General features: G+C 50.2%; 28 protein-coding genes, 1 tRNA gene and 1 pseudogene. 15 read left to right on the top strand and 15 right to left on the bottom strand.

Annotated elements, in window-relative coordinates; translation table 11 throughout:
• Window positions 1-31: 31 nt before the first annotated feature.
• The 7 genes and pseudogenes from H8L47_RS14395 to H8L47_RS30260 all read left to right on the top strand — a co-directional run bounded on the left by H8L47_RS14395 (window position 32) and on the right by H8L47_RS30260 (window position 2392).
• Complete coding sequence (locus H8L47_RS14395; RefSeq protein WP_186954279.1) at window positions 32-496, top strand: rhodanese-like domain-containing protein; 465 nt, start codon at window positions 32-34, stop codon at window positions 494-496.
• Between the two features lie 106 nt (window positions 497-602).
• Window positions 603-692, top strand: a tRNA-Ser gene (locus H8L47_RS14390).
• Between the two features lie 114 nt (window positions 693-806).
• Window positions 807-1055 (top strand): annotated as a pseudogene (locus H8L47_RS30445) (phage tail protein); the annotation flags it as partial.
• A 112-nt stretch (window positions 1056-1167) separates the two neighbouring features.
• Window positions 1168-1305, top strand: coding sequence for a phage virion morphogenesis protein (locus H8L47_RS29775; protein ID WP_230413750.1), 138 nt, complete (start codon window positions 1168-1170; stop codon window positions 1303-1305).
• The gene (locus H8L47_RS30265) at window positions 1245-1622 is read left to right on the top strand and encodes a phage virion morphogenesis protein (RefSeq protein WP_329605455.1); all 378 of its coding nucleotides are present in this window, start codon (window positions 1245-1247) and stop codon (window positions 1620-1622) included. The genes H8L47_RS29775 and H8L47_RS30265 overlap by 61 nt, the downstream gene beginning before the upstream one ends.
• Window positions 1623-1846: 224 nt before the next feature.
• The gene (locus H8L47_RS14375; protein ID WP_186954278.1) at window positions 1847-2074 is read left to right on the top strand and encodes a hypothetical protein; all 228 of its coding nucleotides are present in this window, start codon (window positions 1847-1849) and stop codon (window positions 2072-2074) included.
• A gap of 24 nt (window positions 2075-2098) precedes the next feature.
• On the top strand, window positions 2099-2392 hold the full coding sequence (locus H8L47_RS30260) for a phage virion morphogenesis protein (protein ID WP_329605454.1): 294 nt from the start codon (window positions 2099-2101) through the stop codon (window positions 2390-2392).
• A gap of 217 nt (window positions 2393-2609) precedes the next feature.
• On the opposite strand, the gene H8L47_RS14365 is transcribed toward H8L47_RS30260, so the two are convergent.
• Window positions 2610-3035, bottom strand: a complete 426-nt coding sequence (locus tag H8L47_RS14365) for a hypothetical protein (RefSeq protein WP_186954276.1) — start codon at window positions 3033-3035, stop codon at window positions 2610-2612.
• Between the two features lie 223 nt (window positions 3036-3258).
• On the opposite strand from H8L47_RS14365, the gene H8L47_RS14360 reads away from it, so the two are divergent.
• A complete protein-coding gene (locus H8L47_RS14360) occupies window positions 3259-4977 on the top strand; it encodes a cation:proton antiporter (protein ID WP_186954275.1) in 1719 nt (572 codons plus the stop codon).
• A gap of 86 nt (window positions 4978-5063) precedes the next feature.
• Here the strand turns inward: H8L47_RS14360 and H8L47_RS14355 are convergent, their stop codons facing one another.
• The 7 genes from H8L47_RS14355 to H8L47_RS14325 form a co-directional block, all read right to left on the bottom strand.
• A complete protein-coding gene (locus H8L47_RS14355) occupies window positions 5064-6053 on the bottom strand; it encodes an alpha/beta hydrolase family protein (RefSeq protein ID WP_186954274.1) in 990 nt (329 codons plus the stop codon).
• Between the two features lie 209 nt (window positions 6054-6262).
• On the bottom strand, window positions 6263-7222 hold the full coding sequence (locus H8L47_RS14350) for an AraC family transcriptional regulator (protein ID WP_222616531.1): 960 nt from the start codon (window positions 7220-7222) through the stop codon (window positions 6263-6265).
• Window positions 7219-7704 carry a GNAT family N-acetyltransferase gene (locus H8L47_RS14345; protein ID WP_186954273.1) on the bottom strand — a complete coding sequence of 162 codons (486 nt, stop codon included), beginning with the start codon at window positions 7702-7704 and terminating at the stop codon, window positions 7219-7221. The genes H8L47_RS14350 and H8L47_RS14345 overlap by 4 nt, the downstream gene beginning before the upstream one ends.
• A 94-nt stretch (window positions 7705-7798) precedes the next feature.
• Entirely contained in the window at window positions 7799-8122 is a 324-nt protein-coding gene (locus tag H8L47_RS14340) for a 4Fe-4S dicluster domain-containing protein (protein WP_408057696.1), read from the bottom strand.
• Entirely contained in the window at window positions 8097-8477 is a 381-nt protein-coding gene (locus H8L47_RS14335; RefSeq protein WP_408057695.1) for a hypothetical protein, read from the bottom strand. The genes H8L47_RS14340 and H8L47_RS14335 overlap by 26 nt, the downstream gene beginning before the upstream one ends.
• A 12-nt stretch (window positions 8478-8489) precedes the next feature.
• Window positions 8490-9032: an RNA polymerase sigma factor gene (locus tag H8L47_RS14330; protein WP_230413738.1), complete on the bottom strand. Its 543-nt coding sequence runs from the start codon at window positions 9030-9032 to the stop codon at window positions 8490-8492.
• Between the two features lie 122 nt (window positions 9033-9154).
• Entirely contained in the window at window positions 9155-11905 is a 2751-nt protein-coding gene (locus H8L47_RS14325; protein WP_222616530.1) for a PAS domain S-box protein, read from the bottom strand.
• 418 nt (window positions 11906-12323) lie between these two features.
• Between H8L47_RS14325 and H8L47_RS14320 the strand changes: the two genes are divergently transcribed.
• Entirely contained in the window at window positions 12324-12974 is a 651-nt protein-coding gene (locus H8L47_RS14320) for a response regulator (RefSeq protein ID WP_186954271.1), read from the top strand.
• 97 nt (window positions 12975-13071) lie between these two features.
• On the opposite strand, the gene maiA is transcribed toward H8L47_RS14320, so the two are convergent.
• Both maiA and H8L47_RS14310 read right to left on the bottom strand, forming a co-directional pair.
• Window positions 13072-13728, bottom strand: a complete 657-nt coding sequence (maiA, locus tag H8L47_RS14315) for a maleylacetoacetate isomerase (RefSeq protein WP_186954306.1) — start codon at window positions 13726-13728, stop codon at window positions 13072-13074.
• Between the two features lie 8 nt (window positions 13729-13736).
• Entirely contained in the window at window positions 13737-14432 is a 696-nt protein-coding gene (locus tag H8L47_RS14310) for a fumarylacetoacetate hydrolase family protein (RefSeq protein WP_186954270.1), read from the bottom strand.
• A gap of 147 nt (window positions 14433-14579) precedes the next feature.
• Here H8L47_RS14310 and H8L47_RS14305 point away from each other — a divergent pair, with 147 nt between their 5' ends.
• From H8L47_RS14305 to H8L47_RS14295, 3 genes are all read left to right on the top strand, one after another.
• Complete coding sequence (locus H8L47_RS14305) at window positions 14580-15887, top strand: TRZ/ATZ family hydrolase (RefSeq protein WP_186954269.1); 1308 nt, start codon at window positions 14580-14582, stop codon at window positions 15885-15887.
• Window positions 15888-15917: 30 nt separating this feature from the next.
• Window positions 15918-17711 carry a M14 family metallopeptidase gene (locus H8L47_RS14300; protein WP_186954268.1) on the top strand — a complete coding sequence of 598 codons (1794 nt, stop codon included), beginning with the start codon at window positions 15918-15920 and terminating at the stop codon, window positions 17709-17711.
• Between the two features lie 220 nt (window positions 17712-17931).
• Window positions 17932-18399, top strand: coding sequence for a hypothetical protein (locus H8L47_RS14295; RefSeq protein ID WP_186954267.1), 468 nt, complete (start codon window positions 17932-17934; stop codon window positions 18397-18399).
• Here H8L47_RS14295 and H8L47_RS14290 read toward each other — a convergent pair.
• Window positions 18396-19010 (bottom strand): DUF1345 domain-containing protein, encoded by a 615-nt coding sequence (locus H8L47_RS14290; protein ID WP_329605453.1) that lies wholly within the window; start codon window positions 19008-19010, stop codon window positions 18396-18398. The genes H8L47_RS14295 and H8L47_RS14290 overlap by 4 nt on opposite strands.
• A 692-nt stretch (window positions 19011-19702) precedes the next feature.
• Here H8L47_RS14290 and H8L47_RS14285 point away from each other — a divergent pair.
• Genes H8L47_RS14285 through H8L47_RS14275 form a run of 3 tightly spaced genes read left to right on the top strand, consistent with a single transcriptional unit; the run spans window position 19703 to window position 21898 of the window.
• Entirely contained in the window at window positions 19703-20023 is a 321-nt protein-coding gene (locus tag H8L47_RS14285) for a hypothetical protein (protein ID WP_186954266.1), read from the top strand.
• The gene (locus tag H8L47_RS14280) at window positions 20020-20874 is read left to right on the top strand and encodes an HDOD domain-containing protein (protein ID WP_186954265.1); all 855 of its coding nucleotides are present in this window, start codon (window positions 20020-20022) and stop codon (window positions 20872-20874) included. The genes H8L47_RS14285 and H8L47_RS14280 overlap by 4 nt, the downstream gene beginning before the upstream one ends.
• A gap of 34 nt (window positions 20875-20908) precedes the next feature.
• Entirely contained in the window at window positions 20909-21898 is a 990-nt protein-coding gene (locus tag H8L47_RS14275; RefSeq protein WP_329605452.1) for a GGDEF domain-containing protein, read from the top strand.
• A 76-nt stretch (window positions 21899-21974) separates the two neighbouring features.
• Here the strand turns inward: H8L47_RS14275 and H8L47_RS14270 are convergent, their stop codons facing one another.
• The 4 genes from H8L47_RS14270 to H8L47_RS14255 form a co-directional block, all read right to left on the bottom strand.
• The gene (locus H8L47_RS14270) at window positions 21975-23228 is read right to left on the bottom strand and encodes a tetratricopeptide repeat protein (protein ID WP_186954264.1); all 1254 of its coding nucleotides are present in this window, start codon (window positions 23226-23228) and stop codon (window positions 21975-21977) included.
• A gap of 170 nt (window positions 23229-23398) precedes the next feature.
• Window positions 23399-23827, bottom strand: coding sequence for an ExbD/TolR family protein (locus H8L47_RS14265; protein WP_186954263.1), 429 nt, complete (start codon window positions 23825-23827; stop codon window positions 23399-23401).
• 14 nt (window positions 23828-23841) lie between these two features.
• Complete coding sequence (locus H8L47_RS14260; protein ID WP_186954262.1) at window positions 23842-24276, bottom strand: ExbD/TolR family protein; 435 nt, start codon at window positions 24274-24276, stop codon at window positions 23842-23844.
• Window positions 24277-24502: 226 nt separating this feature from the next.
• The gene (locus H8L47_RS14255; RefSeq protein WP_186954261.1) at window positions 24503-25384 is read right to left on the bottom strand and encodes a MotA/TolQ/ExbB proton channel family protein; all 882 of its coding nucleotides are present in this window, start codon (window positions 25382-25384) and stop codon (window positions 24503-24505) included.
• Between the last annotated feature and the right edge of the window lie 101 nt (window positions 25385-25485).

Raw genomic sequence — 25485 nt, 5'->3', positions numbered from 1 at the left:
TTTGCCAACGATACCAAGCCAAGGAGCCACCATGTCCACCGATCAAACCCTGCAAACAGCACGCCAGCGCGGGCAAGAACAGGCGCTGCCCTATGCCGGTGCAGTCACCCCACAAGAAGCCTATGCCCTGCTGCAAAATGACAGCAAGATATTACTCGTCGATGTGCGCACCAATGCCGAACGCGACTGGGTAGGCAGGGTCAACATCAGCGAAGCACAACACCTGGCTGTGCAATGGAGCCTCTACCCCGGCGGTACACCCAACCCCGACTTTCTGGCACAACTGCAAGCCAGTGTGCCCGACAAGACCAACGTCATCCTCTTCCTCTGCCGTTCCGGCGTACGCTCCCGCCACGGCGCCAAGCTGGCCACAGAAAACGGCTACGCCAACTGCTTTGACATACTGCAAGGCTTTGAAGGCGACAAGGATGAACAAGGCCATAGAAAAACCACAGGAGGCTGGTGCCACCAAGGCCTGCCATGGCTGGGCGCCTGACTTAATCCATAGCAAGATTTACAAAAAACAAGAAAAAGCTTCCATAATGAAGTTTGCTTTGCTAGAATAGCGGACTTCGCTGTTACGGCAAGTTAGAGCGAAAGCAGGAGAGGTGGATGAGTGGTTTAAGTCACACGCCTGGAAAGCGTGCGTAGGTTTATCCCTACCGGGGGTTCGAATCCCCCCTTCTCCGCCATGAATATAAAAGCCCTTGGATGATTCCAAGGGCTTTTTGTTTTTGACTCACTTGATGCCGACAAAAAAGTGTTGGAAATAATCTGCGCAATCACGCCAAAATCAAAAATCACAAAATCACGCTTATTTAAATCACTCACACCTCACCTCCGCCGACTACAGCGGTGAAGAAGACGCCCTCATCGCCCCCCTGCTCGATTGGCTGACAACCCACCAGGCGGACCTCCTCGGCAACGACGACAAAGCCAAAGGCATACGCTTCATGATTGACTTCAATAACCACAACAGCGTCGACATCAGCCTGGAGATAGACTTAACCGAGCGCGTCATCGTCAAACAAACCAGCACCCGGCTAGACATCACCCACGCAGGCGAAGCCCCCCCCCACCCCAGACTACACCGCCCCCCTGGTGGCAACTCTACAACGGCACCAACCTGCTGGCCGAGTGGCAGGTACAACCCATCCCACCTACATAATGCAAGACGACCTCACCACGCTGGAGACATGGGCCAGCACCCCGCTGGCCAAACTAGACCCCGCCGCCCGTCGCAAATTAACCAGCCAGCTAACGCAAGACCTGCGCCGCCAGCAACAAACCCGCATCCAGGCTTAACAAAACCCCGACGCCCCCTCCCCTACGCACCGCACAAGCAACGCAAAAACATCCGGGGCAAACAAGGCCGCATCAAGAAGCAAAAAGCCTGCATGTTCAACAAGCTGCGCACAAACACCCACCTAAAGGCAAAGCCAGACGGCAACGGGCTGGAAGTGGGATTCTATGGCCGCGTAGCCCGTATTGCGCGGGTCCATCAATATGGGCTACGGGATAGGGTTGTGGCGGGAGGCGGTGATGTTCAATATGAACAGAGGCGGGTTTTAGGGCTGGATCAGCTAAATCTTGAAGTAATTGGAAACTGGCTGCATGACTAACCTCATCTAATCGGCATTGTGTTGAAATAGTACAAAGCGCTTAATGTCAACAGTAGAATAACAAAGATTTCTCATGCCATGTTTGTCGATCCTGTAATCCCAACGATTTGCGATACATAACAGATTTGATAAAGGTATCATCACGGTTTCCACAGAAATCGAAACGCCTGCTTTTGCGTTATCGGTTACTTGAACATTTCTAAAATTTAAATACCTTATACGACATGATCGAAATCATTCCAACTCGCACTGTTGACGAAGCTCTCGCCCTCGTCGCAGCCTTCGATGGTTCCCCCAAAGATTTTATGCTAGCCGTTCACCAATCGCTACTTGATCCCATCGGCATAAACATGGCGTTGATCACCGATAGAATCCTCGAAAGAGGCTGGTTGCCAGATGGACTTGAACAGCGCGCTGATCACAGGTTATATCGCTACAGGGAATTTGCGTAGAGAGCTACTCCATCCACATGCTGTATTGCCTTTCACTCTCGCCCAAGACCTGCACGGCAAACAGGGGCGCATCAAAAAGCAAAAGCCAGCATGTTCAACAAGCTAAGGACAAACACCCACCTCAAGGCAAAGGCAGACGGCAACGGGCTGGAAGTGGGTTTCTATAGCCACGTAGCCCGTATTGCGCGGGTGCATCAATATGGTCTACGGGATAGGATTGTGGCGATTGGGGGTGAGGTGATTTATGCAAATAGATATTTGCTTACCCCAGAGCAAGTCGAGTCCGACCTGATCACAAAGATTTTTAAGGATTTTTAGAAAAAGATTCACAAATTAAAATTGTCAATTCTCGACTACTCTTTTAGGTTGCGCGAGTTCAAATAAGAAGTGCAACAGAAGCTAAATTGGTTTGAATGGAAAGATGGGGCAACATGCATACTCCAGGTCGAACGATTGCAATTTTATGCATTGCCTGACTGCTACGGCCTTGCCAGCTGATTGACGAGTCCAGGAATGCGTCCATCATTACAACCCTTCACGACCCAGTTTCAGTCCAGTCAAATTGATGCGGCATATCTTCCTTGACGACCTCTGGCCGCAAGGTTTGCATGACCTGCACAAGTTTGACGCGCTTGCGTGGCGCTTTCAAGGAGGCGGGCAAGCGGCTCAGCCAGTGGCCGTTCGGGCCTACAGGTGCATTGCGCAGAGATGACAGGTGCCTTGTGGTCGGCAGTGGCTTGTTTGATAGCACGGAGATAAAGTGATCAAGCTGCGCCGGGGAGCTGAAGATCAGTTCATGCTTCTCAAACTCCACATGCAGAAAGACATAGCCCTTATGCGGAATATAAGGCGGCAAGGGCGGCTCCCAGGCATCTGGCTTGCCTGTTACGGGAAGATGGACCCAGTAAGCAAGCGGGCTGCGCCAATGCTCTTCAAAAGTGAAATGGTATGCAGTAGTCATGGTGAGCGATTATGTGTTAGCGCAGAAAAATGCCTATTTTTTTTCATTTGCATGCGGCAACATAACATAAGAAATCAGTATCCAGAGAAATGCTTGCAGGTATCTTGATAATTATCCCTGGCAACTCTCCTCCCTAAAAAAGAGCTGAACATCATTGATGTGCGGACGGCACTTTAATGTTATACGTGAAGATGACAAGTGTCGCTTAAATTTAGGGAGCCGAATGGACCACAACATTTCTTTAATCACGACTGTTGCTGCCGCATTTGCCGGAGCACTCGCCTTCGGTTTCATTGCCGAAAAAATCAAGATCCCCGCCCTGGTTGGCTATTTATTTGCAGGCATCATGATAGGCCCCGCAACACCCGGTTTTGTAGCGGATGTGCATATCGCATCCCAGTTGTCAGAGATAGGTGTGATGCTGCTGATGTTTGGCGTTGGTTTACATTTTTCGCCTAGTGATCTTTTGGCAGTGAGGCGGATTGCCATTCCTGGTGCCGTTTTGCAAATGGGTGTAACCACGGCGGTGGGCATGGCAATTGCCTCTTGGTGGGCCTGGAGCATTGGTGGGTCATTGATTTTTGGATTGTCACTGGCCTGCGCCAGTACGGTCGTGCTGCTGAAATCACTGGAAGCACGCAACATGCTAAGCACCATGAATGGCCGCATCGCAATAGGCTGGCTGGTGGTGCAGGATCTGGTCACGGTGATGGTGCTGGTTTTGCTACCCCCACTGGCGGGCGTGTTAGGAAGCACAACAGCAGCTGTTGCAAATTCGACACCGTTATGGATCACCATAGGCAAGACCTTGCTGCAGGTAACCGCATTTATTGTCTTGATGCTGGTGGTTGGTCGTCGTGCCTTACCCTGGATGTTATGGCAAGTGGCGCGCACTGGCTCGCGGGAATTATTCACGCTGTCGGTAGTGGCGTCCGCTATTGGTATTGCGTATGGTGCTTCGCTAGTATTCAGTGTGTCTTTTGCGCTGGGTGCATTCTTTGCAGGGACCGTGATGCGCGAATCTGAATTCAGCCATCGCGCGGCAGAAGAATCGCTGCCTTTACGGGATGCGTTTTCAGTCCTGTTTTTTGTATCGGTAGGCATGGTGTTTGATCCTAACATTTTGCTGGCACAACCTCTGCGTGTACTGTGTGTCGTTGCCATTATCATCCTGGGCAATTTTTTCACAGCATCGGCGCTGGTTATCATTTTGCGCTACCCCCTCAATACGGCGCTTTCTATTGGAGCCAGCCTGGGGCAAATCGGTGAGTTTTCCATCATCCTGGCAGGTTTGGGCTTGTCACTGGGCTTGCTGCCGCAAGAGGGCATGAGCTTGATACTTTCAGGTGTGCTGATCTCGATAGCATTGAATTCTTTTCTATTTACGCTGATAGAGCCAATCAGAAAATGGGCCTTGTCACATTCTGACCTGGCGCGAGAACTCGACCAGCGACAAGACCCGTATGCCGAATTGCCTATGAGTACGGATAGAAAATATCTGGAAGGCCAGGTAGTTCTGATTGGCTATGGCAGGGTTGGCCGCCGTATTGCACAGGCCATGGATGAAGGGGGAATCCCCTATGTCATCGCTGAACAAAATCGTGAGATCGTCGAAGACATGCGCAAACTAGGTATAGCCGCTGTGTCCGGCAATGCGGCTGACCCAGCTGTCTTGATACAGGCGCATATAGCAAAAGCTGCCATGCTGGTCATTGCCACGCCAGATACCTTGAATGTGAGGCATATGGCAGACACTGCCAGGACGCTGAATCCCACCATCGAGATTTTGCTGCGCACGCATAGCGAGGATGAATCAATCATGTTGCGCAAGGAGGAAATTGGCGATGTCTTCTATGGCGAAGAAGAGCTGGCAAAAGGTATGTCCAGTCACATACTTAATCGCTTTCATCCTGCTGGCGACAGCAAGCTTACGCATACGTAATTTCTGAGCACCATCTTGCGTGATAGATTCGTTGCGCTCGGCTGTAACAAGGGCGCAGCTTGCTATCCTGCTTGAAGCGGACTTTCTCAACGCAGATTGTCGGCAAAGAATTTCAGTGCATCTGCCGCCACTTGCCGGTGTATTACCGAGCGATCCACTCCTGCCGGGTCAACACAAACCTGGCTGGCCACAATTTTACCCAGCGTATTGCACTCAGCCAAAAAACTATAGTGCGTGACTGCAGGCAGTATCTGTATCGTACTACCAGTTATGTTTGCCGCATAAACCTGGGCATTGAACTCTGGTATGGCCTGATCGTCATCAGCCCCCACCACAATGCGCACTGGCACCCTGATGTCGGTCATGCTGTCTTTTGTCATTACCCTGCCCATTACCGGGGCAATGGAATATGCGGCGCGTATGCGGACATCACTGTAAGATGCACCAGAAACTGCGATGGCATCCTTGACGCGCTGGTTTTCCTTGAGCAGGGTCTGTAATTCTGCTTGGCTGAACTTGGCCTCTGGCGGCAGCTTGCAATTAGGATTGCTGCCATTTTTACCGCAAAACTCTTCCCATTGCGCATAACTGATACGGCCTCCCACACTCGCCAGCGCGGTGTACCCACCTATGGAGAAACCAGCTACAGCAATGCGCCGGGCATTTATTCTGCTGCCAAAAACAGGGTCAGCCATCAGCTTATCTATCAGGATGGAGAGATCCTTTGGTCTGTCCCACCACACCACGAAACCTTCCAGACGAGTCTTGTCTTCATAGCCAGTGTTGCCATGATGATTGACAGCGGCCACAATGTATCCGTGTGCAGCAAGACTTTCTGCCAGCCAGGCCATGGAAGCAGCTGACCCACCTGTGCCGTGGGATAGCAAAATCAAGGGCAGTTTTTGTGGTGCCGTGGATAAAGCCGCGCCCATGGCATTGGAACCTGCTTTAAAGATAGCTACATTCCAATTTTTTTCTACAGCACCTGCTTGCGCCGGATACCAGATCGTGGTCGCCAGTGGGCGCGCCTTGCTGCCAGCCCAATCCAGGCGACTGGCATCTTCATAATGAAGCATCTGCATTCCTACCCGATGGGGTCTGGGTGCTGTCTCTGCAGACACGGCACAGTTTGCCAAAGCGAACAAACTGAAAGAAACAAGAATATGACGAGCAAATGAAATCATGGATACAACTCGCAAAAAATGATGGGCGCAAGCATACAATGGCGCAGCGAGTGCCAGCGCCCATGCCTGCATCAAAATGACTTAAAGCAGCAACTGTCTGCTCAGAGGGGAACGACAGGGATGCAGATGTCGCAATCAAAGATGCCTGTTTCGGGATCAAAGCAAGCGTTAGCTGAATAATATTCAAAGCAAGGCCGGGCATCGACTTGATAGCCGCTGGAAGGTAGCCAGTCACGCAAGATCGCTGTCCAGGCGGCGCCTATCTCTGCGTTTTTCCCCTTAAAACTGAGGGCTGCGTATTCACCGCCCGGTATGCTGGTCTGCAAGGCATGGCCTGGAATGTCAGCATCTTCTGGCAGTTCAACAGCGGCATCGTAACGGCATAGTGCAGGATCGGTAATACTGGGGTCATCATGGCTGATGCCATAACGCGCCCTGCCGAAGAGATTATGCATGACTATCCAAGGTGAGACAGTATCTGCCCAAAACTGGCCAACTGGTGCACCATACGGGCCTATGTGGCGCAAATAGGCGATATTGGTTGTAGCCCTGCGTATTAATTTGACATCCATGCTGGTGACCTGTTTCAAGTTGGCAGAGACCCCATTATGGAAGGACGCATAAGATTGCAACTGATCATTCTTGCTCAAGACTTGATTAATCTTGCTATTTTCACGGTGTAGTTCTACTTGATGCTTCCGCCAGGCGGCTGGTGTGTACGCAAACCGGTCCTTGAATGCTCTGGTAAAAGCCTCTGCTGATCCAAAACCGACCGACAGGGCAATGTCCAGTACCGGAGTGCCTGCCTGTGCAAACAAACGAAATGCTGCCACCTCCAGCCGTCGGCGGCGCACATAATCCCCAAGACGCTCGCCCATCCAGGCGGCAAACAGGCGATGAAAATGAAATGGGGAAAAATGCGCAACCCCGGCCAGCACTTCCAGATCAAGTGGCTGATCGAGATGACGGTCGATATGCTCCAGCACCCTGTGCATACGAGCCTGGTAATGCGATTGATATTGGGATGATTTGGAAGACTTGCCCAGTTGAAGCTCGCTCATCTTGCTACCTCTGGCTTGACTTCCCATTCCATGTACTGACTGGATGGTGCGAAGCCTTCGGAAGCATACAGGGCTTGGCCGTCTTCAGTCGCATGTAGCCAGATCTTTGCGAAGCCGTGCTCATGCGCGTATTGCATTGCCTGTTGCAATATCTTCCTTGCCAGTCCTTGCTTGCGATAATCTGCCAGGGTGTACATATTGAGCAAATACGCGTCCTTGCCTGCCACATTGCCGGGATATGGCGGGCGCACAAAGATCGCGAGCGACCCACTGGCGACGATATGGCCATCAGCTTGTGCTACCCAGGTTTTGCAAGATCCATTTTGGAAAGCATCATTGAAGTAAGTGCGCGTTGCTTGCAAGAGGTCTTCATCCACGCCTTTGCCGTGATTAAAATCGACGAGCTTCTCAAACAGGCGCATGCGCAATTGCAGGATTTCCTCAAGATCATCTGGCTTTGCTTCGCGAATTACGATAGTCATCAATGCTCCTTTAGCGGGATACAGGCACCCACGATGTGGGCGAAAATGACTATTTTAAAACATTCGTATGCCTCTTACGCAAGCGCATATAGGCTCATTCTGAACGCCGCAAGGTGATGGCTTTTTCCGGACAGGCTGACACACACAAGCCACAAGCCTGGCAGGCGTCTGCCCTCGGTGTATAGGCAACCTGCATGCCATGCACCCGTAGTTTGATCTGTGCCAGCCAGCTCAGTTGTTTGTAATCCTTGTCGTCAATACGACGAACTTCAAACACATTTTCCGGGCAAACTGGCACACAATCGGCCTTGCCTTCACACTTGCTGAAGTTGACGAAAGGGACGATCACGCCTGCATCTTGTTTGCAGGCGGCTTCTTTTGCCGATTGCATCTCAGACTTGCTCCTGATTGCTGTCATGCTTGTTACTGTATTTATTGTCTTGAACATGGCCATGCGCTCCATCCCTGTGCTTTCTGCGGCCAAACAAGCCATGCTTGAATTTTTCGCGCTCTTCGGGTGTCAGCTTTTCCCAGCGACGATGATGGCAATGGTGGTCATGATGTTTGTGCCAGCCGCCATGTCCACGCATCCCACCGAACAGGATTTTACTCAGCACCAGCAGCCCAAGTGCCTGCAAAAAATCGATACTGCGGACACCCACAAACAAAGCAGGCATGAGCCAGTTCCACAGCATCATGACTACCCAGCTCAAGGCACTGATACCGGCAACGGCCAATACCATTATTTTTAATACTCTGAATTTCATCAACATATCAGGCTCCATTCAATTAAATTCTTCCAGTAAGTCTTGCAGGCGGGTTCGCAAGTGCAAGACCGCATAGCGTTTGCGCGCCAGCAAGGTGTTGATGCCCAGCCCGGTAGCGGCAGACATTTCTTTAAAACTCAGGCCTTCGATTTCATGGCCTATGAAGGCATCGCGCTGCTCTTCCGGCAATTCATCCAGGGCCTCGTACAATTCTTCCAGCATGACATTGCGTGCGTACGCTGCTTCCGGGCCTTCATCACTGGACGGCAATACTTTATCCAGCCAGGCTTCATCATCACTACCCTCTTCTCCCTCAGGCAGGGCCACTTCTTTCTTTTTGCGGAAGCGGTCTATGATGCGGTTGCGCGCCACCCTGAACAGCCACGCACCAACCTGCTCTATCGGCTCTGGCAAACGATAAGCTTCTACCAGTTCATACAATACATCCTGCAAGATATCTTCTGCTTCGCTGGCGTCAGCCACACGCTTACGTATGAAACTCCCCAGCCGCCCGCGCTCGCGCCTGACCGTTTCGGTGATGTGATGGTCCTGATCAGTCATCAGCTCGTGGGGGTTATGTGTAGTCTCCATACCCTGTAGACGCACAGGCACAAAGAATATTGCACGCAAAGGGAAATAGTTGAGGCAACTAGATTATCAGTCAGGCTGATATTGCCATAAAATTACTTTTTGGTGTCGGGAAGCGTCGCTTCAGTGCTTGCAGTTCCTGGCATAGCCAGAGCCGCTCTGTTTTTTTTGCTATTGTCTACCCGCAATTGGGGCGCAACTAGGGGTACGACGAGTGTGAAACTGGTCCCCTCACCCGGCTTGCTGTCCAATTGTATGGACCCACCCAGCACACCAGTTACCAGGTTGTAGACTATATTCATGCCCAGGCCAGAACCACCCTGCCCCAACTTGGTCGTAAAGAAGGGGTCAAATACGCGCTTTTGTACTTGCTCGCTCATGCCTATGCCATTATCGCTAAAGACGATTTGTACCTGGGTATCATCCAGCAAATGTGTGTGCAGGTGCATTTCACCGCTATCGCGGTGCTCAAACGCATGGGTCAGAGCATTGGTCATGAAGTTGGTAATGATTTGCCCGAGAGGGCCAGGGTAACTGTCCATGATGATGCCGGGCGCAAGATCAGTCACCAGTGTGTAGGCAGTTTTTTTATACATCGGGGCCAGGGTCACGATCAGTTCTTCCATTGCTGTTTGCAAATCAAACTGTCGCCTGTAACTGCTGGACTGGTCGACTGCGACTTGCTTGAAACTGCGTATCAACTCGCGTGCCATTCCCAATGTACGCATCAGCAAGGCGGTTCCTGTTTCGGCATTCTCAAGATAATTTTCCAGGGCAGATCGTTTTAACTTGCCTTCTTTGATATCACGCAGCATTTCTCTGGTTTTGTCCTGCAGCGTGCTGGCTACTGTCACACTATTCCCTATGGGAGTATTAAGTTCATGGGCGACACCCGCTACCAGTGAACCCAGTGCGGCCATTTTTTCAGAGCGTACCAATTCATCCTGGGTATGCCGCAATGATTCCATCGCTGCTGCCAGTTCTGCATTGGCCTGTTGTAAATTCAAAGTACGCAACCTGACACGCTCTTCCAGTTGGGCTGTCATCTCGCGGATTTCCTGCTCTATCTGTACTTGTCTGGTCACGTTCAATAAAGAGAATATGCACATGGGCTTACCATGCATTCTGATCAACCTTGCCGATAAGAGAAAAATCATTTCATGATCGTCACAAGCTTTGATGCGAACTTCCAGTTGATCGACTTTCTTGTCGCGCCCAAGGTCATCGTTGAACTTTTTCCGCTCTTCAGCTTGCGCGACAAGACCCATTTCCATCGTAGTTTTGCCTACGATACCTTCCCGTTGATAGCCAAATTCCTTTAACCAGATATCATTGACTTCAACAATGCAATCTGTCTGCACATCCACCAGACCCAGGGGTATCGGTGACAACTGGAACAAGGTGGAATACTTTTGTTCGTTCTCGCGCAAGAGAGATTCCACTTGCACACGTGCGGCTTCTGCATTGAGCTCCTGATCTATATTGCGAGATGACAGTAAGAGATAGGATTCATTGCCCGCCTCAAACTGAGATCCTGAAACCCTGCATTGGGTAATATGCCCTTGCTTGTGACGGAATGCGATTTGCATATTATGGACCTCACCATCGCGGCGTATGCGCTTGATAAGTTCATCGCGTTGCTCTGGTTTTTCCCATAACTGGATGTCGTTTGAAGTGCGGCCAAGGACTTCTTCGCGCGTATAACCAGAAATAGGTTCCCAGTTGCGGTTAACATCGACATATTCTCCAGTAGTGATTTTGCTTATGGTCAGGGTATCAGGCACGAGTTGAAACACCGTTGAAAGTAATTTTTCACGTTCCTGCAATTCCCGTTCTGCCTGCTCCTGCAAGCGCTCTACTTTGCGCAGTGCCGAAATGTCTTGCATGGCGTAGGCAATATATGGCTCGCCGCTGACATCAAAGCGCGTGCCAGAAATCAACACATTGTAAGGATGCCCCAGTTTGTGCCTGTAGACACCTTCAAAATTACTGACTTCACCATCGCGTCTTAATATCTCCAGCATTTTTTCACGCAGGCTGACATCCATCCACAAGTTCAACTCCAGCGAATAGCGTCCTAAGGTTTCTTCCCTGGCATATCCTGTAATGGTTTCCCAGTGCCGGTTCACTTCCAGATAACGGCCATCTTTTTCACGGCAGATCGCCAGTACATCGGGTACCATCTGAAATACTTTTTCAAACAGGGCTTCCCTCTCCCTGGATAAGCGTTCTATGTTTTTGCGCTCATCCATTTCCAGTTTCAGATCGTCGTTAACACGCTCTACATCATCTTGTTGCCGCAGTAAAGCAGCGACAAGAAAGAGCATGCCGATAGCCAGGTCCAGAAAGGCACTGACTTCATATCCAAGTGCAGCGTACTCGGGCTGCTCACGGAAGAAAGGAAAATCCAGCAGATGCAAGCCCTTCAAAAATATCAGCGTACCCAACAAGTGAAAACCGAAAGTATGTTTTTGACTGCGGGCGCGCCAAAAACCCAAAGCTGCTATCATCAAAATCAAGCCGGAAACCAGGTATATCGGCAGCATGCGCCACAAGGGTTTTACACCTGTCAGGAAAGTCATTAACAACCAAAGGACAGCAATCGCAAAACCAAGCATGACAGGCATTACATAGACTGTAACACCGTGGAATATCCTGATGCCGGCCCACAAATAGCAAACATAAGCAAGCAAAAAAATATCGGCAAAGAGATTGAAGATCGGCGCCTGGGTGTCAGCCAGAAACCTGCATGTCTGTTGTAACGCCAGGCCAGCATATGCCAGCGCCCAGCAGCGTGTAGCTCTCGCATGCACATGTAAATGCTGCACATAAAGCAGTACCAGCATGGTCAAAAAAGACGTGACCAGTGAAGTGATGATCGCAGCGGGAAGGTATACAGTAGGCATCAATGAGCTACCCAAGAAAGCCATGCAAAAAAGCGCGAAGCGACATACCTGCTCCTGAATCAGGCTTACTGTTCTCAGTCCGGGTGGACTGGATGCCAAAGGAAACATCGCACTCAGAAAAAAATCAGCTTAATTCTGTGCGAATTCCGGCTGAAAAAAAACAAGATCTTAATCGCTTGAATTTAATCATAGCACCGAAAATCGACGCATTTAACGACATAAATCAATATTCGTGACAAGTAAGTGTTGCAATAATCATTATTTAACACTTTCAAGTTTTTTGGTCTTGATTATGCTACCTGCTTCACATAAGATTGAATTGAAGCTAGGCAAAATTCAAGCAACAGGGAGCACACTGATGAAGAACCAACACAGTAGGATACCCGGCTTGTTACAAAGTGATCTTTACGTAGGCAAAATGGCTGTTGAAATTTTGTCAAAAAATGAAAGGTCAGCGGGTTTGGGGCGGTACTCATATTGGGGTAACGACTCTATTTCTGACGGTGCGCTAGGTACCAGTCATGATGATGACATTATTGACTTTATAGAAGAAGATGAAGAAAGCTTGCAACCCAAGCTGGATTTGCATCCGTGGAAAATCCTGATTGCTGATGATGACAGCAATGTCCATGACACTACCTTGCTGGCTTTGAGCGGCGTCAAAATTCATGGCCGCCCACTGGAGTTTATACACGCCTACTCTGCCAAAGAAGCACGTGCGGTGATTAGCGCCAACCCGGATATCGCTCTGGTCTTACTGGATGTGGTCATGGAAACTGTTGATGCTGGCCTGAAACTGGTGAATGTCATCCGCAACGAGATGGCCCTGACCAATCTGCGCATCGTTTTACGTACCGGACAACCAGGTTATGCCCCTGAACAGCAAGTCAGCGAGGAATTTGCCATTGATGGTTATACGACAAAATCAAAATTGACACGTTCGCTTCTGATTTCCGTGCTCAATGATACCCTGGCAAATTGTCACAATAATCCTGATTTGCCAAATTAGCACTTTTAAATATTTTACTTATGCAGCGGGGAATGCCAGGGGCCAGTTTTCAGGCCCCTTTTTTTGTCTCCCGACAACTAACAATTTTTCAGCTCTACTATTCAGCATCCGGCTGATTGGCCGGTGCTGCTTTGATAAAGGCAGGATGTTCGCTACATGCCTGGTGTATGCGCATAAGTGTAGGCATGCCACTCATATCGCAATGAAATCGCTGGGCATTGGCAATTTGCGGGACCAGAAAGCAATCTGCAAAACCTGGTGCATCACCAAAGCAAAAAATTCCGGTGCGGGCATCCGCCGCCAGCTTTTTCTCCAACACCGCCAAACCAGTTTCACACCAGTGCCGATACCATGCATTTTTTTGTTCATCAGTGACTTGCAGGGTACCTGACAGGTATTTCAACACACGCAGGTTATTGACGGGATGAATTTCACAGGCAATTGCCAGCGCCAAAGACCTGACATAAGCACGATCCAACGGTGTGGATGGCAGCAGTGATATTTCCGGATAAACTTCATCAAGATATTCGATAATTGCCATAGACTGCGTCAGATTCGCCGTTTCTCCTTCCAGCTCATCCTGCAAGACTGGCACCAGGGCATCCGGATTCAAGGCACGAAAGGCCGGGGCAAGTTGCTCGCCGCCGTTTTTAACCAGATGCACAGCTACCTGTTCGTAGTCCAGGCCCTTGAGATTGAGCGCGATCCTGACCCGGTAAGAAGCAGAACTGCGGAAATAACCATAAAGTTTCATCATTTCGTTTATACCAATTTAATTTTCAAATCACTCAAGCCCGAGATTGTCGCCTCTAGCATATCCCCACGCTGCACAGCCCCAACGCCTTCAGGTGTCCCGGTAAAAATCAGGTCACCAGGCTTCAACGTGTAAAGCTCAGACAAGCAGGCAATACTCTCACCCAGACTCCAGATCAATTTACTGGTGTTGCTATGTTGACGGCTTTGGCCATTCACATTCAGGCTGATGTCTGCCTGCTGCATGTCTTGCACTGTATCAGCCCTATGGATTTCCCCTATAGGCGCAGAAAAGTCGAAACCCTTGGCAGTACACCATGGCCTGCCATGGTCCTTGGCTTCTGCCTGCAAGTCACGCCGCGTCATGTCCAGGCCCACCGCATAACCCCAGATGTGGCTGAGCGCGTCTTCGGTGCGGATACTCTTGCCCCCCTTGCCTATCGCTATCACCAGTTCAACTTCATGATGCAAATTGACTGTCAGGGGTGGATAAGGCATTTCACCGACCGTTCCCTGTCTCACGGGCAAAACAGCATCAGCTGGTTTCATGAAGAAAAATGGTGGCTCGCGGCCTGTCCACCCCATTTCTTTGGCATGCTCCACATAATTACGCCCGACACAGTAAATCCTGTGCACGGGAAAATAAGCAGTACCACCAGCAATGGGGACGGCCGCTTGCTGTAGCGGGGGAAACAGGTAATCCATATTTGTTCCTGAAGGTCTGAGGCCAAACCCTATTATGGCATTTTCAAATATGCTCTGTCATACACTCTCGTCGCTTGATTGTAGTCTGTAGACTCATGATTTAATTTCACTGGTTATAATGCCAGATCAATTGCGGAGTCTAAAAATATGAAAACCTGCCTACATCCCAAGTATCTTATTCCTATAGAACCACGCGCCACCGTCCTTGGCGAGCATGCTCTGGTCATGCAAGGTGAAAAAATTCTCGCCATACTTGGCAGCGCAGAGGCGCGCCAGCAGCACCCGGATGCAAAGCATATAGAATTACCTGAACATGCGGTGATGCCTGGCATGGTCAATCTACACGGTCACTCTGCCATGACGCTGCTGCGGGGTCTGGCGGACGACCTGAGTCTGATGGACTGGCTGCACAATCACATCTGGCCCGCTGAAAAGAAGCATTTGTCGGAAGAATTTGTCTTCGATGGTAGCGTCTATGCAATGGCTGAAATGCTGCGTGGCGGCACGACCACCATCAATGACATGTATTTCTATAACGACGACGTGGCACGCGCTGGTCTGCATACCGGCATGCGCACTGTCGTTGGTTGCAGTGTGCTTGAATTCCCTACTGGCTATGCGGCAGATGCTGATGGCTATCTGGAAAAAGCAATGGCCTCACATCAGGAATTCAAGGGACAAAATGGGGTCTCCTTCCGCCTTGCACCACATGCGCCTTACACGGTTGCGGATACGACGTTCAAAAAGATAGTCGCTCTGGCAGACAAACATGACATGGGCATACACTGCCACATTCATGAAACCATGGACGAAGTCAATGACAGCCTCCGCGATCATGGCATGCGCCCCTTGCAGCGCCTGCATAACCTGGGTCTGTTGTCACCACGCCTGATTGCTGCCCATATGGTGCATGCGAATGAAGATGAGATCAAACTGCTGGCACAGCAAGGCGTGCACATTGCCCATAATCCGGCCAGCAATCTGAAACTGGCTTCCGGCTTTGCACCTGTCCACGCCATGCAAAATGCAGGCGTGAATGTGGGGATAGGTACGGACGGTGCAGCCAGTAATAACAAACTCGATTTACTGGGTGACTTGCGCATGGCTGCGCTGTTGGCGAAAGCGGTGTCGGGCAATCCGACTGCACTGAATGCTGCAAATGCGCTGGAGATGGCGACCCTGGCTGGTGCCAAAGCCTTGGGCATGGATCAGCAAATTGGCAGTCTGGTGGCGGGTAAATTCGCGGATGTGATTGCGATTGATCTCTCGGCACTGGAGACCCTGCCACTGTTTGATCCGGCATCGCAGATTGTGTATGCCGCCGGACGTGAGCAAGTCAGCCATGTCTGGGTCCATGGACGCTGTCTGATGGCAGAACGTACATTGCAGACTGTGGATGAAGCACAGCTCAAGGACAAGGCAAAGTGGTGGCAACAAAAAATTGTTGCGGCTTGATTGATCAAATTCACTTACTCCATCATACGCATGAAACCAGCATACTCAATTTTGAAACTAAGCGTCATTTGTGGCTTGATTACAGGTAGCAGTCTGATGTTGACGACTGCTCATGCAGCGAATCCCCTCAGCACGATTGCCGAGCAAAGCGGCTTTAAAAAAACCGGGCGCTATGAAGAGGTAGAAAAACTGTGCCTGTCTTTTCAAAAAAACTATCCCAAAGAAGTGCGTTGCATGGAATTTGGACGTACTCCGGAAAACCGACCCATGCTGGCCTTGCTGGTCACCCGCAGCGGCCTGTTCACACCCGCCCAACTTGTGGAAAAACAGTTGCCGGTGACCCTGATACAGGGTGGCATCCATGCAGGTGAAATTGATGGCAAGGATGCTGGCTTCCTGGCAATAAGGGACATCCTGGAAAACAAGGCGGCATCACATGCGCTGGACAAGCAAGCCTTGTTGTTTGTCCCCGTCTTCAATATCGATGGACATGAACGCTTTGGCGCCTGGAACCGTCCCAATCAACGCGGCCCAGAAGAAATGGGCTGGCGCACAACCGCACAAAATTTTAATCTCAACCGTGATTACGTGAAGGCAGACTCGCCTGAAATGCAGGCCATGCTGAAGCTGATCAACACCTGGGACCCGTTGGCAATCATCGATTTGCATGTGACCAACGGTGCAAAATTTGAACCTGATATTTCCATACAGGTAGAGCCTGTCAATTCAGGTGATGCCTTATTGCGTGAAGCGGGCAAGACCTTGCGCGACAACGTCATTGCCGACCTTGCCAAGCAAGGCTCGCTGCCACATGCCTTCTATATGTCGTTTGTGCAGGAAGATGATCCCATGTCGGGCTTTGCTGACTCAGTTCCTCCTCCTCGCTTTTCAAGTGGTTATCCGGTATTGCGCAACCGCTTTGGCATGCTGGTGGAAACCCATTCCTGGAAAGAATATGCCACCCGTGTTCTTATCACACGCAACACGATAATTTCCGTACTCGAGCAAATATCTGGCTATGGCGAACAATGGCTGAAAGCTGCCAAAGCTGCAGATCAGCGCGCCATGCAACTGGCAGGCCAAGCGTTGCCATTGACCTACAGAACGACTGAAAAAGCCAGGGAGATAGACTTCCGTGGCTACGCTTATACCCGCAGCATGTCGGATATTTCTGGTGCCTTGATGACGCGCTACGATGAAAGCAAGCCACAGATATGGAAAGTCAAACTGCGCGACGAGATTGTCACTGATGCGCAAGTCATCCTACCTAAAGGCGGCTATCTGATTCCTGCCGCCTATAGCAAGGCAGTGGCTGAAAAACTGCAACAGCATGGCATCTTGTTCCGCACTATCCATGCGGATTTAAGTGCAGTCACTACGGAACAGTTCATGACCAGCACTGCCGCTTTGCAGGCGAAGTCATTTGAAGGGCGACAAGCCATGAAGCTGCAAGGCAAATGGCAAAGCCAGCAGCAAAGCTTGCGCAAAGGTGCTTTATTCATCCCCATTGCCCAGCCAAAAGCGCGTCTGCTGGCCGGTTTGTTCGAGCCGCAAGCCCCAGATGCGCTGGTCAACTGGGGCTGGTTCAATGGCGCGTTTGAGCGCAAAGAATACATGGAAGCTTATGTAGCCGAAGATGTGGCTCGTGAGCAAATGGCCAGTGATCCACAATTGAAAGCCACATTCGAAAAGAAAATTGCTGCAGACCCGGAGTTTGCCAAAAGCCCGTTTGCGCGCCTGGACTTTTTTGCCCAGCGACATTCGTCTTGGGACCAGCGTTATCAAGTGTACCCTGTCTTGCGCCTGGATTTTGTTCCCAAATAACTAGGTAAGCGTCGCTTGAAAGTAGATTCGCGGGCGACGCTCCATTTCAATAGAGCAAGATGAAGATATCAAACATGTATACTTGCAAGCTGTCGACGATGTCCTGATAACAAGCTGCTGTAACATCTGCTTGCATATTGAGATGTCTATATACAAACCCGTGTCAGCGCATCAGTACTAGCCTGCGTTATAGAGATATCAAAACGAAGGAATTGATATCATGAAACTCAGTCAACTTTTCAAAGGCCTGTTGGCAACCCTGCTGATTTGCAGTGCCAGCACCAGTACCGTGTTTGCGAATGATGCTTATGGCAGGGACCATCGCTGGCACCCGGCACCTCCCGTCCATCATGTGGCACGCAATTACAATTATGTCTATTACCCCTCTCATCAGGTCTATTACGCACCTGCACAAGGTAACTGGTACTGGGCCAATGGACGTGGCTGGGAAACTGGTAGACGTCTGCCCTATGGCCTGAATCTTGATGTGCGCGTTGGCGGCGTACCTATCGTGTTGAGTTCACCAAGACCGTATGTAGAACATGTATATGTCGAGCAAACCTATGGCCACCCCTTGCGTGACCGCCACGAGTGGCGTCATGGCAGACGCCATGAACGAGAATGGCGCGAAGAAAGACGCGAGCGTCATCATGGTCACCATGGTCATTACGGTGACTACGGACGTTAATTGCCTACCAGGCCAGCAGCAATATTGATGGAAAAACCGACCACGGCCACATTGAAGAAAAAACTGAGTATGGATTGCGCAAGCACTGTCTTGCGCACCTGCCGGTTCATCACGGTGACGTCTGAAGTTTGTGCGGCTACGGCTATCGTGAACGAGAAGTACAAAAAATCCCAGAAATCAGGCATGTCCTCATCTTCAGGGAAACGTAGTGCGGGTTTGTCTGGTGCTGAGTTGTAAAACAGCAAGGCATAATGAAAGCAAAAAATCACGCCCAGCAACAACCACGAGCCCAGCACTGTGCTGGCAGCAAACAGATATTTCATTACTCTGAGTTCGCTGCTGGCACCAGCCATGCCCGACAACTCATGAATGTTGGCCAATAAACTTAGCGCTGCGGCCAACGACAGTAAGACCAGCACTGCCACCGCACTTTCATCCTCTTGTTGCGCCATCTTACGGACCGCATGCTTGTCTGCGCGCATCATCAACCAGGCCATCAGAAAAAGATAGGACCAGACAGCCACATTCCAGCCACTCAAGGCACGGGTTACCACAGACGCCTCTCCTGGCAAAGCCAGAGCCGCCACTATCCCGAAAACCAGGGTCAGCACGAGGCGCGGTCTGCGTTGAATTAATTGTTCGATGATGCCACCTGACTGAGGGATAGAGTGTTGGAAAAATTTGCCTGAATGAAAATTACAAATGATAAATTACAGTGACTAGGGCGTGTTGACATATCTTTTAGACAAAGCGTTCCCGCCATATCGCGGGCTGGCAATGTGGTGGAGCAGAGGTTGCAGGCGGCATGCCGCCTGCCTGCGCAACGATGTGCGCCTACCAGCGCACAAGCGCCCTGCAAGGGCGGTGCAGTCAGGGCTGGTGCCCCTGACAAGACGCAGAATCTTGCAAACCCTGCAGTCCAGCGTGCGATATGATGGGGGCCGCCTAGGTGGGGCCGCCCAGGTGGAACCCGGAGGGAATGGGCCAGAAACCTCGCCTGGCGTTGTTGTGCGTCGCTCACTTGGCTCGCCAAGCAGCGCTCCGCACGCCTAGCCAGACAAGGTTTCTCACCCATTCGCTTGACTAAAAGATATGTCCACACACCCTAGCAGAATCAAACTGCAAGCAAGAACAGGTGTAGTATATTCATCAGTAACTGCTATCCAGTTTCACCCAGCTTTGACTTCTCTCTGAAGTTCAGTATCTTAATGAAAAGTAACTTTCTTTTGCGCATTTTTTTATTACACTGAAACCATACATAACTGCCAGTTCTGGTGTGATGTCATTCAACGAGGCAAGTGTCATGAACAAACATTATCACTATTTGCCCCTTTCCAAGGTCACGCCTGGCATGGTGCTGGCGGATGATTTGCTCGATAAAGTAGGCCATGTATTGCTACCTGCCAGCACTATCCTGACCGAGCGCATGCTTCAGGCAATAGCGCATCATGACATACATCAGTTGTCCATTGAAGGTGTGGCGGCAACTGAACAGGAAGACAGCGAAAATCTCGCAACTCAATTAGAGCGCATAGAAAAAATTTTCCGCCATATTGGCGAGAGCGAACCTGCGTGTATCCTGAAATCCTTTGTTATCCATTACCGTCAGGGTGAAACCAAATGACAGATAACGCTGAATTCAAGATCCATCTCGATGACATGGTTAAAAAGATCAAGGATTTGCCTACCCTGCCTGAAGTCGCCATGGAAATGCTGCAAAATCTTGAAGATGAAGAAAGCAGCCTGGACATGGTCACTGAAAAAATCGCCATGGATCACTCCATCACGGCGAAGTTACTCAGGCTGGCCAATTCTTCTTATTATGGCAACAATTCGAAAGTCGTTACCCTGCAGCAAGCGACTGCCATGCTGGGGATCAAGAATGTCAAGAATCTCATCCGCGTGACAACACTGGCCAATAAATTTCCCACAGCAAATTGCCCCGGATTTAATTTCAAGGCATTTTGGCGTCACAGCATTGCCACCGCTGTTTGCGCCGAACAGATTTCCCGTACTTTGCATATGAAGCATGATTTCGCATTCACAGCCGGTTTGCTGCACGACCTAGGCCGTCTGGTTCTGGTGACTTGTTACCCAGCAAATTATGATGAAGTCTTGCGCTATCAAGCATATACCGATGCCGATTTACTGGTCGCGGAACGCAGCATCATGCACATCGACCATGTCGATGCAGGTTTGGCACTTGCCACACACTGGAATTTCTCTGAAGCTGTGTGCGATGCTATCCGTGGCCATCACCATCCTGAACAGGAAAATTTACATGTCCTGGCCTCTGTTGTCCATATCGCGAACGCAATTGTGCATGCACTTGATCTGTCTCACGATGAAAACGACAGGCTGCCCTTGCTGTCGCAGTCAGCTTGGGATACGCTAGGGCTTGGTGAAGCTGACTACTTGAGCATTTTTCACGAAACTGAAATGCGCTTCGATGCTTTGGATCAGATCGTACTTTGACATTTTTTATTTTTGCCTCATGTATCTGGATAAAATGATTTTGGAACAACTGATGCGTTTCAAGGCAACGAACTACCGTATAGAAGATATCCATCTTTTTCGCGACATTACAGAAGAGAACAGAAAACTCATTGCTGACATAGTCAAAGATTGCCTGGTAGTCAAAGCATGCGCCGGTCAAGTCGTCCTGGACGCCAACAGTGCTGGTGCCAAGCTGTTTATTGTGCTGCGAGGTGCTTTGGGCGTAACCCGTCTGACGGAACAAAGCAACCAGCTAGAAAATACCATTACCCAGTTCCTGCCAGGTGAATGCGTCGGTGAAATCTCGGTCCTGGACGAAGAAATCCATTCTGCCACCATCTCGGCAATCAGTGACAGTGAATTGCTCTTGATTGAGGCCGAGACACTGTGGCGACTGATTGATGAATCGAATGGTGTTGCCCGCAATCTATTGCAGCTCTTGTCTTTTCGCATCCGGGCTGCCAATGCACAGATACGTAGCCGTCAAAAAGTGGGGGAATTTTACCGCCAGTTATCCATGGTAGATGGACTCACCGGCTTGCACAATCGCGCCTGGCTGAATGCGCAGCTACCGGGAATGGTACAGCACGCCCATGCTACAGCTGCTGCCTTGAGCATCATCATGGTAGATCTGGATCACTTCAAGCGTTTCAATGACGAGCATGGTCATTTGCTCGGGGATGATGCCCTGCAAACTGCTGCCAAGGTCTTGAATGCAGGACTGCGTCCGAGTGACTTTGCTGCGCGCTATGGCGGCGAAGAGATGATGGTCATACTACCTGGTGCCAATCATAAGTCAGCGCTGGGAGTAGCGCAAAGACTATGCAACCGCTTAGGCAAAACCAAGGTATTTATTGACCGGCATAAACCCTTGCCACACATTACAGGCTCCTTTGGAGTCGCCACCTTAAGTGATGAGCAAGACAGTAATGCCCTCATCAGTTGTGCCGATGCGGCACTGTACCGCGCCAAAGCCAACGGGCGGAACCAGGTGGCAAGTTAAACGATCATCTGGCCAACTCATAAAATAACAAGGGCGCATCACGCGCCCTTGTTATTTGCAATCACACTACGGTCAATTACTTGCCTGACTGATTTGCATAGATTACCCAGTAACGCGCCAGATCGGCTGTACCGTCTGTGCCACGCACTGTTTTGAAAGTCTTGATCGCATTGGCTTTCTTACCAGCCTGCAGTTGAGCTACACCCAAATGCAATTTGGCATCATCTTCCTGCTTGAGACCACCCTTGGCAATACCCTCTTCCATCATGCTCAGGCCTTTATCAACCTGCCCGGCTGTCACATAGGCAAAGCCAATATTAACCAGACCATTGCCATCTTTAGCCGCCTTGGCTTCTGCTTCACTGGCTGCCAGGGAGCTATTGCTTTCGGTTTGCGTCTTGTTTGCCATGTCACGCAAACGCTTATGACGATCCGCATCCTTGCCTTCACCCAATGCCCCTGCTTTATAGCCGGCATCGATCACTTTGATCGCTTCAGCAGGATAACCAGCCTGGATCGCGAACAAGGACATATCCATGTAATCAGAAGTTTTTGTGATTTGACCCAGAGCCAGTTTGAGGCGCATCAAATCCAGTTTCAGTCTTTCTGAATAGCCAGGTTTTCTCTCGATATTATTCAGCAGGTTAACCCAGAATTCTTTTTTACCATGGAAAGACACCATTTTTTCCAGGGCGCTGGAATAAGTTGCCATGTCTTTACGCTTCAGCGCATCATTGGCCAGATATTCCAGATTGGTCAGGCTTGGCGTACGGCCAGCTTTTTCATCTGCTGCCAGCTCAGCGTTAATCTCTTTCATCGCTTTGGCACTGTCACCACTTTGCGACATAGCCTGTATCAGATAAGGGCGCAGAGAAGGGTCTGTACCACCATCCGCATAATAGCGGTTATACCATTGCGCTGCTTTGGCGTAGTTACCAGCCTTGAAATAGGCATTCGCCAGCACCTGTATCATTTGCAACTGTTCTTTGCCGCCCAGTTTATTTGCCGAAACAATCGTTTCTGCTGCACGGATCACCGTATCATTGTCGCCAGCTGCAGAAGCGATCGACAAGCGCATGCGCTCTATCGTAAAGCTTTCATTGACTGTCTTACCGCCTATGCTATTGGCCTCATGAATCTTGGATAGCGCCTCTTTATACTTCTTCGCTTTGTACAGTTCACCAGCTGCTTGCACAATGCGGCCAATTTCAGGGCGCATGGCTTCTTGGGCATAGGCTTGATTTGCGGCGATATTTGTTAATTCCGGAATGGCTGCAAAGCCAATAGCTGCAATCAATACAGCAATACGAGACAAGCGAAGTTGCTTCATATGTTGATCTCTCAATCAATAAATTTAATAAACTTTGGGACTGCAGCTTTAGAAAGGACCAAGGCTCAACCCGTGAATATGAAAAATGGCAGGGTTAACCCTGCCAATTTTCTATCATACCTTAATAACTCAGCATTGTTGCGCCGAAACCATCTTGAAATGCTGATTTATCATTTCAAGAACTGTTCGTTGCCAACCATACCAATCTTGGTCACGCCAAGACGCTGTGCCGCTGCCATGACAGCCGCCACAGATTTGTAAGGAACGACAGCCACCGGACGCAAATGCACTTCTGGCTGGTCAGGTTGCGCTGCCGCTTCTGCCAGCTTGGCATCCAGTTCGCTTGGATTCACTGCTGCACCATTCCAGGACACAGTACCATCAAAATCCACGTCAATATTCACGACGATAGGATCCGTCTGCTTCACTGGCGACGGCCCTTGCGGCATATTCAGATTGACCGCATGATTCTGAATGGGAATTGTGATGATCAACATGATGATCAACACCAGCATGACGTCAATCAAAGGCGTCATGTTCATTTCTATCATTACTTCTGGATCAGCAGACGCGCTGCCGGAACCTATTTGCATACCCATAATGATTCCTTTACTTAGTTCCGCGCTGGCGGTTCAATAACGAAGCCGACCTTGGCGATACCTGCACGCTGGGCTGTCAAAATGCTCTTGCCGACAAACTCATAACGGGCATTCTGGTCACCACGGATATGCAACTCCGGTTGCGGGACCTTGACTGCTTCTACCTTGAGTCGTTCAAACAGGGCATCCGTGCCACCAAGCGGCTTGGTACTGCCGTTCCAGTACAGATCACCATCCTTGTTGATCGACAAGGTGATGTTTTCCGGTTTGGTTTTGTAAATCTGGTTGTGCTCTGCCGGCAGCTTGAGCTTGATCGTGTCTGTAATCACCGGGGTGGTGATCAGGAAGATGATCAGCAAAACCAGCATGACGTCTACCAGCGGGGTGGTGTTGATGGTGCTGTTGACTTCGTCTTCGCCATCACCATCATTGCCAATTGCCATTGCCATAATGTGTTCTCTTTCAAATTACTGAATACGGAAGACCCCTCACCACAGAGACACAGAGACACAGAGTAAAAACCCACAGAGAAAACCTATTCATTACTTACTGCTTGTAATGTCCAGGAGAAATGATCTGCGATCAGTTTCAACAAGAAGATTTTCCTCTTGCTTTTCTCTGTGTCTCTGTGCCTCTGCGTTGAGAGGTCTTCTGGTGTTAATCAGTGACTGCTAATTATTTCTTTGCTGCTGTTTTGCCCATGTTGCCGGACAGAACTACAGAATGCAGGTCAGCGGAGAAAGCACGGACTTCTTCCATGGCGCTCTTGTTGCGGCGTACCAGGAAGTTGTAACCCAGAACGGCAGGAACAGCCACAGCCAGACCAATCGCGGTCATGATCAGCGCTTCACCAACCGGACCCGCTACTTTGTCGATCGATGCCTGACCGGACATACCGATGGCTGTCAGCGCATGGTAGATACCCCATACTGTACCGAACAGACCTACGAACGGTGCTGTGGAACCAACTGTTGCCAGGAATGCCAGGCCGTCTTGCAGGCGGCTCTGGACTTTTTCCACAGCGCGCTGGATGGACATGGAGACCCAGGTGTTCAAATCGATTTGTTCCAGCAAAGCGCCTTCATGGTGTTCTGTGGCTTTGATGCCAGAGTCAGCGATGAAGCGGAATGGGCTGCCTTCTTTCAGGGAAGCGGCACCGGCTTGTACGGAGGCTGCTTTCCAGAATTTGGTGCGTGCATCTGTTGCCTGGCCAGACAGTTTGACCTGGTCGATGATTTTGGTGATGAGGATGTACCAGCTACCCATGGACATGATGACCATGATGATGAGTGTGCCTTTGGCAACGAAGTCACCTGTTTTCCAGAGGGCATCGAGGCCGTATGGATTTTCTATCACTTCTTTGGCTGCTGCTGGTGCAGCTGCGGGAGCGCCAGCATCGGCGGGGGCAGCTGGAGCGGCGGCAGCTTCAGCAGCAGGAGCTGCTGGAGCAGAGGCGGCAGCAGAAGCTGGACCTTGAGCGGAGGCAGGAGCGACGGCAACGGCGGCTGTCAAAGCCAGGAGTGTTGCAGCCAGGAATGCGGAGAAACGGGTTTTCATTGAGGTGCTTCCTTTTAACAAAATAAGGTTGGTATTGCTTGCTACTGTTTTTATGTGCTACTTGGTTTGTTTGTTGCCTGGTACTAATCTAGTTTGCTACT

Origin of the sequence: Undibacterium umbellatum (assembly GCF_014284125.1) — a bacterium.
GTDB classification, from domain to species: Bacteria; Pseudomonadota; Gammaproteobacteria; order Burkholderiales; family Burkholderiaceae_D; genus Undibacterium; species Undibacterium umbellatum.
Note: the sequence above shows the minus strand (reverse complement) of the source record. Positions and strands in the feature narration are given on the sequence as shown.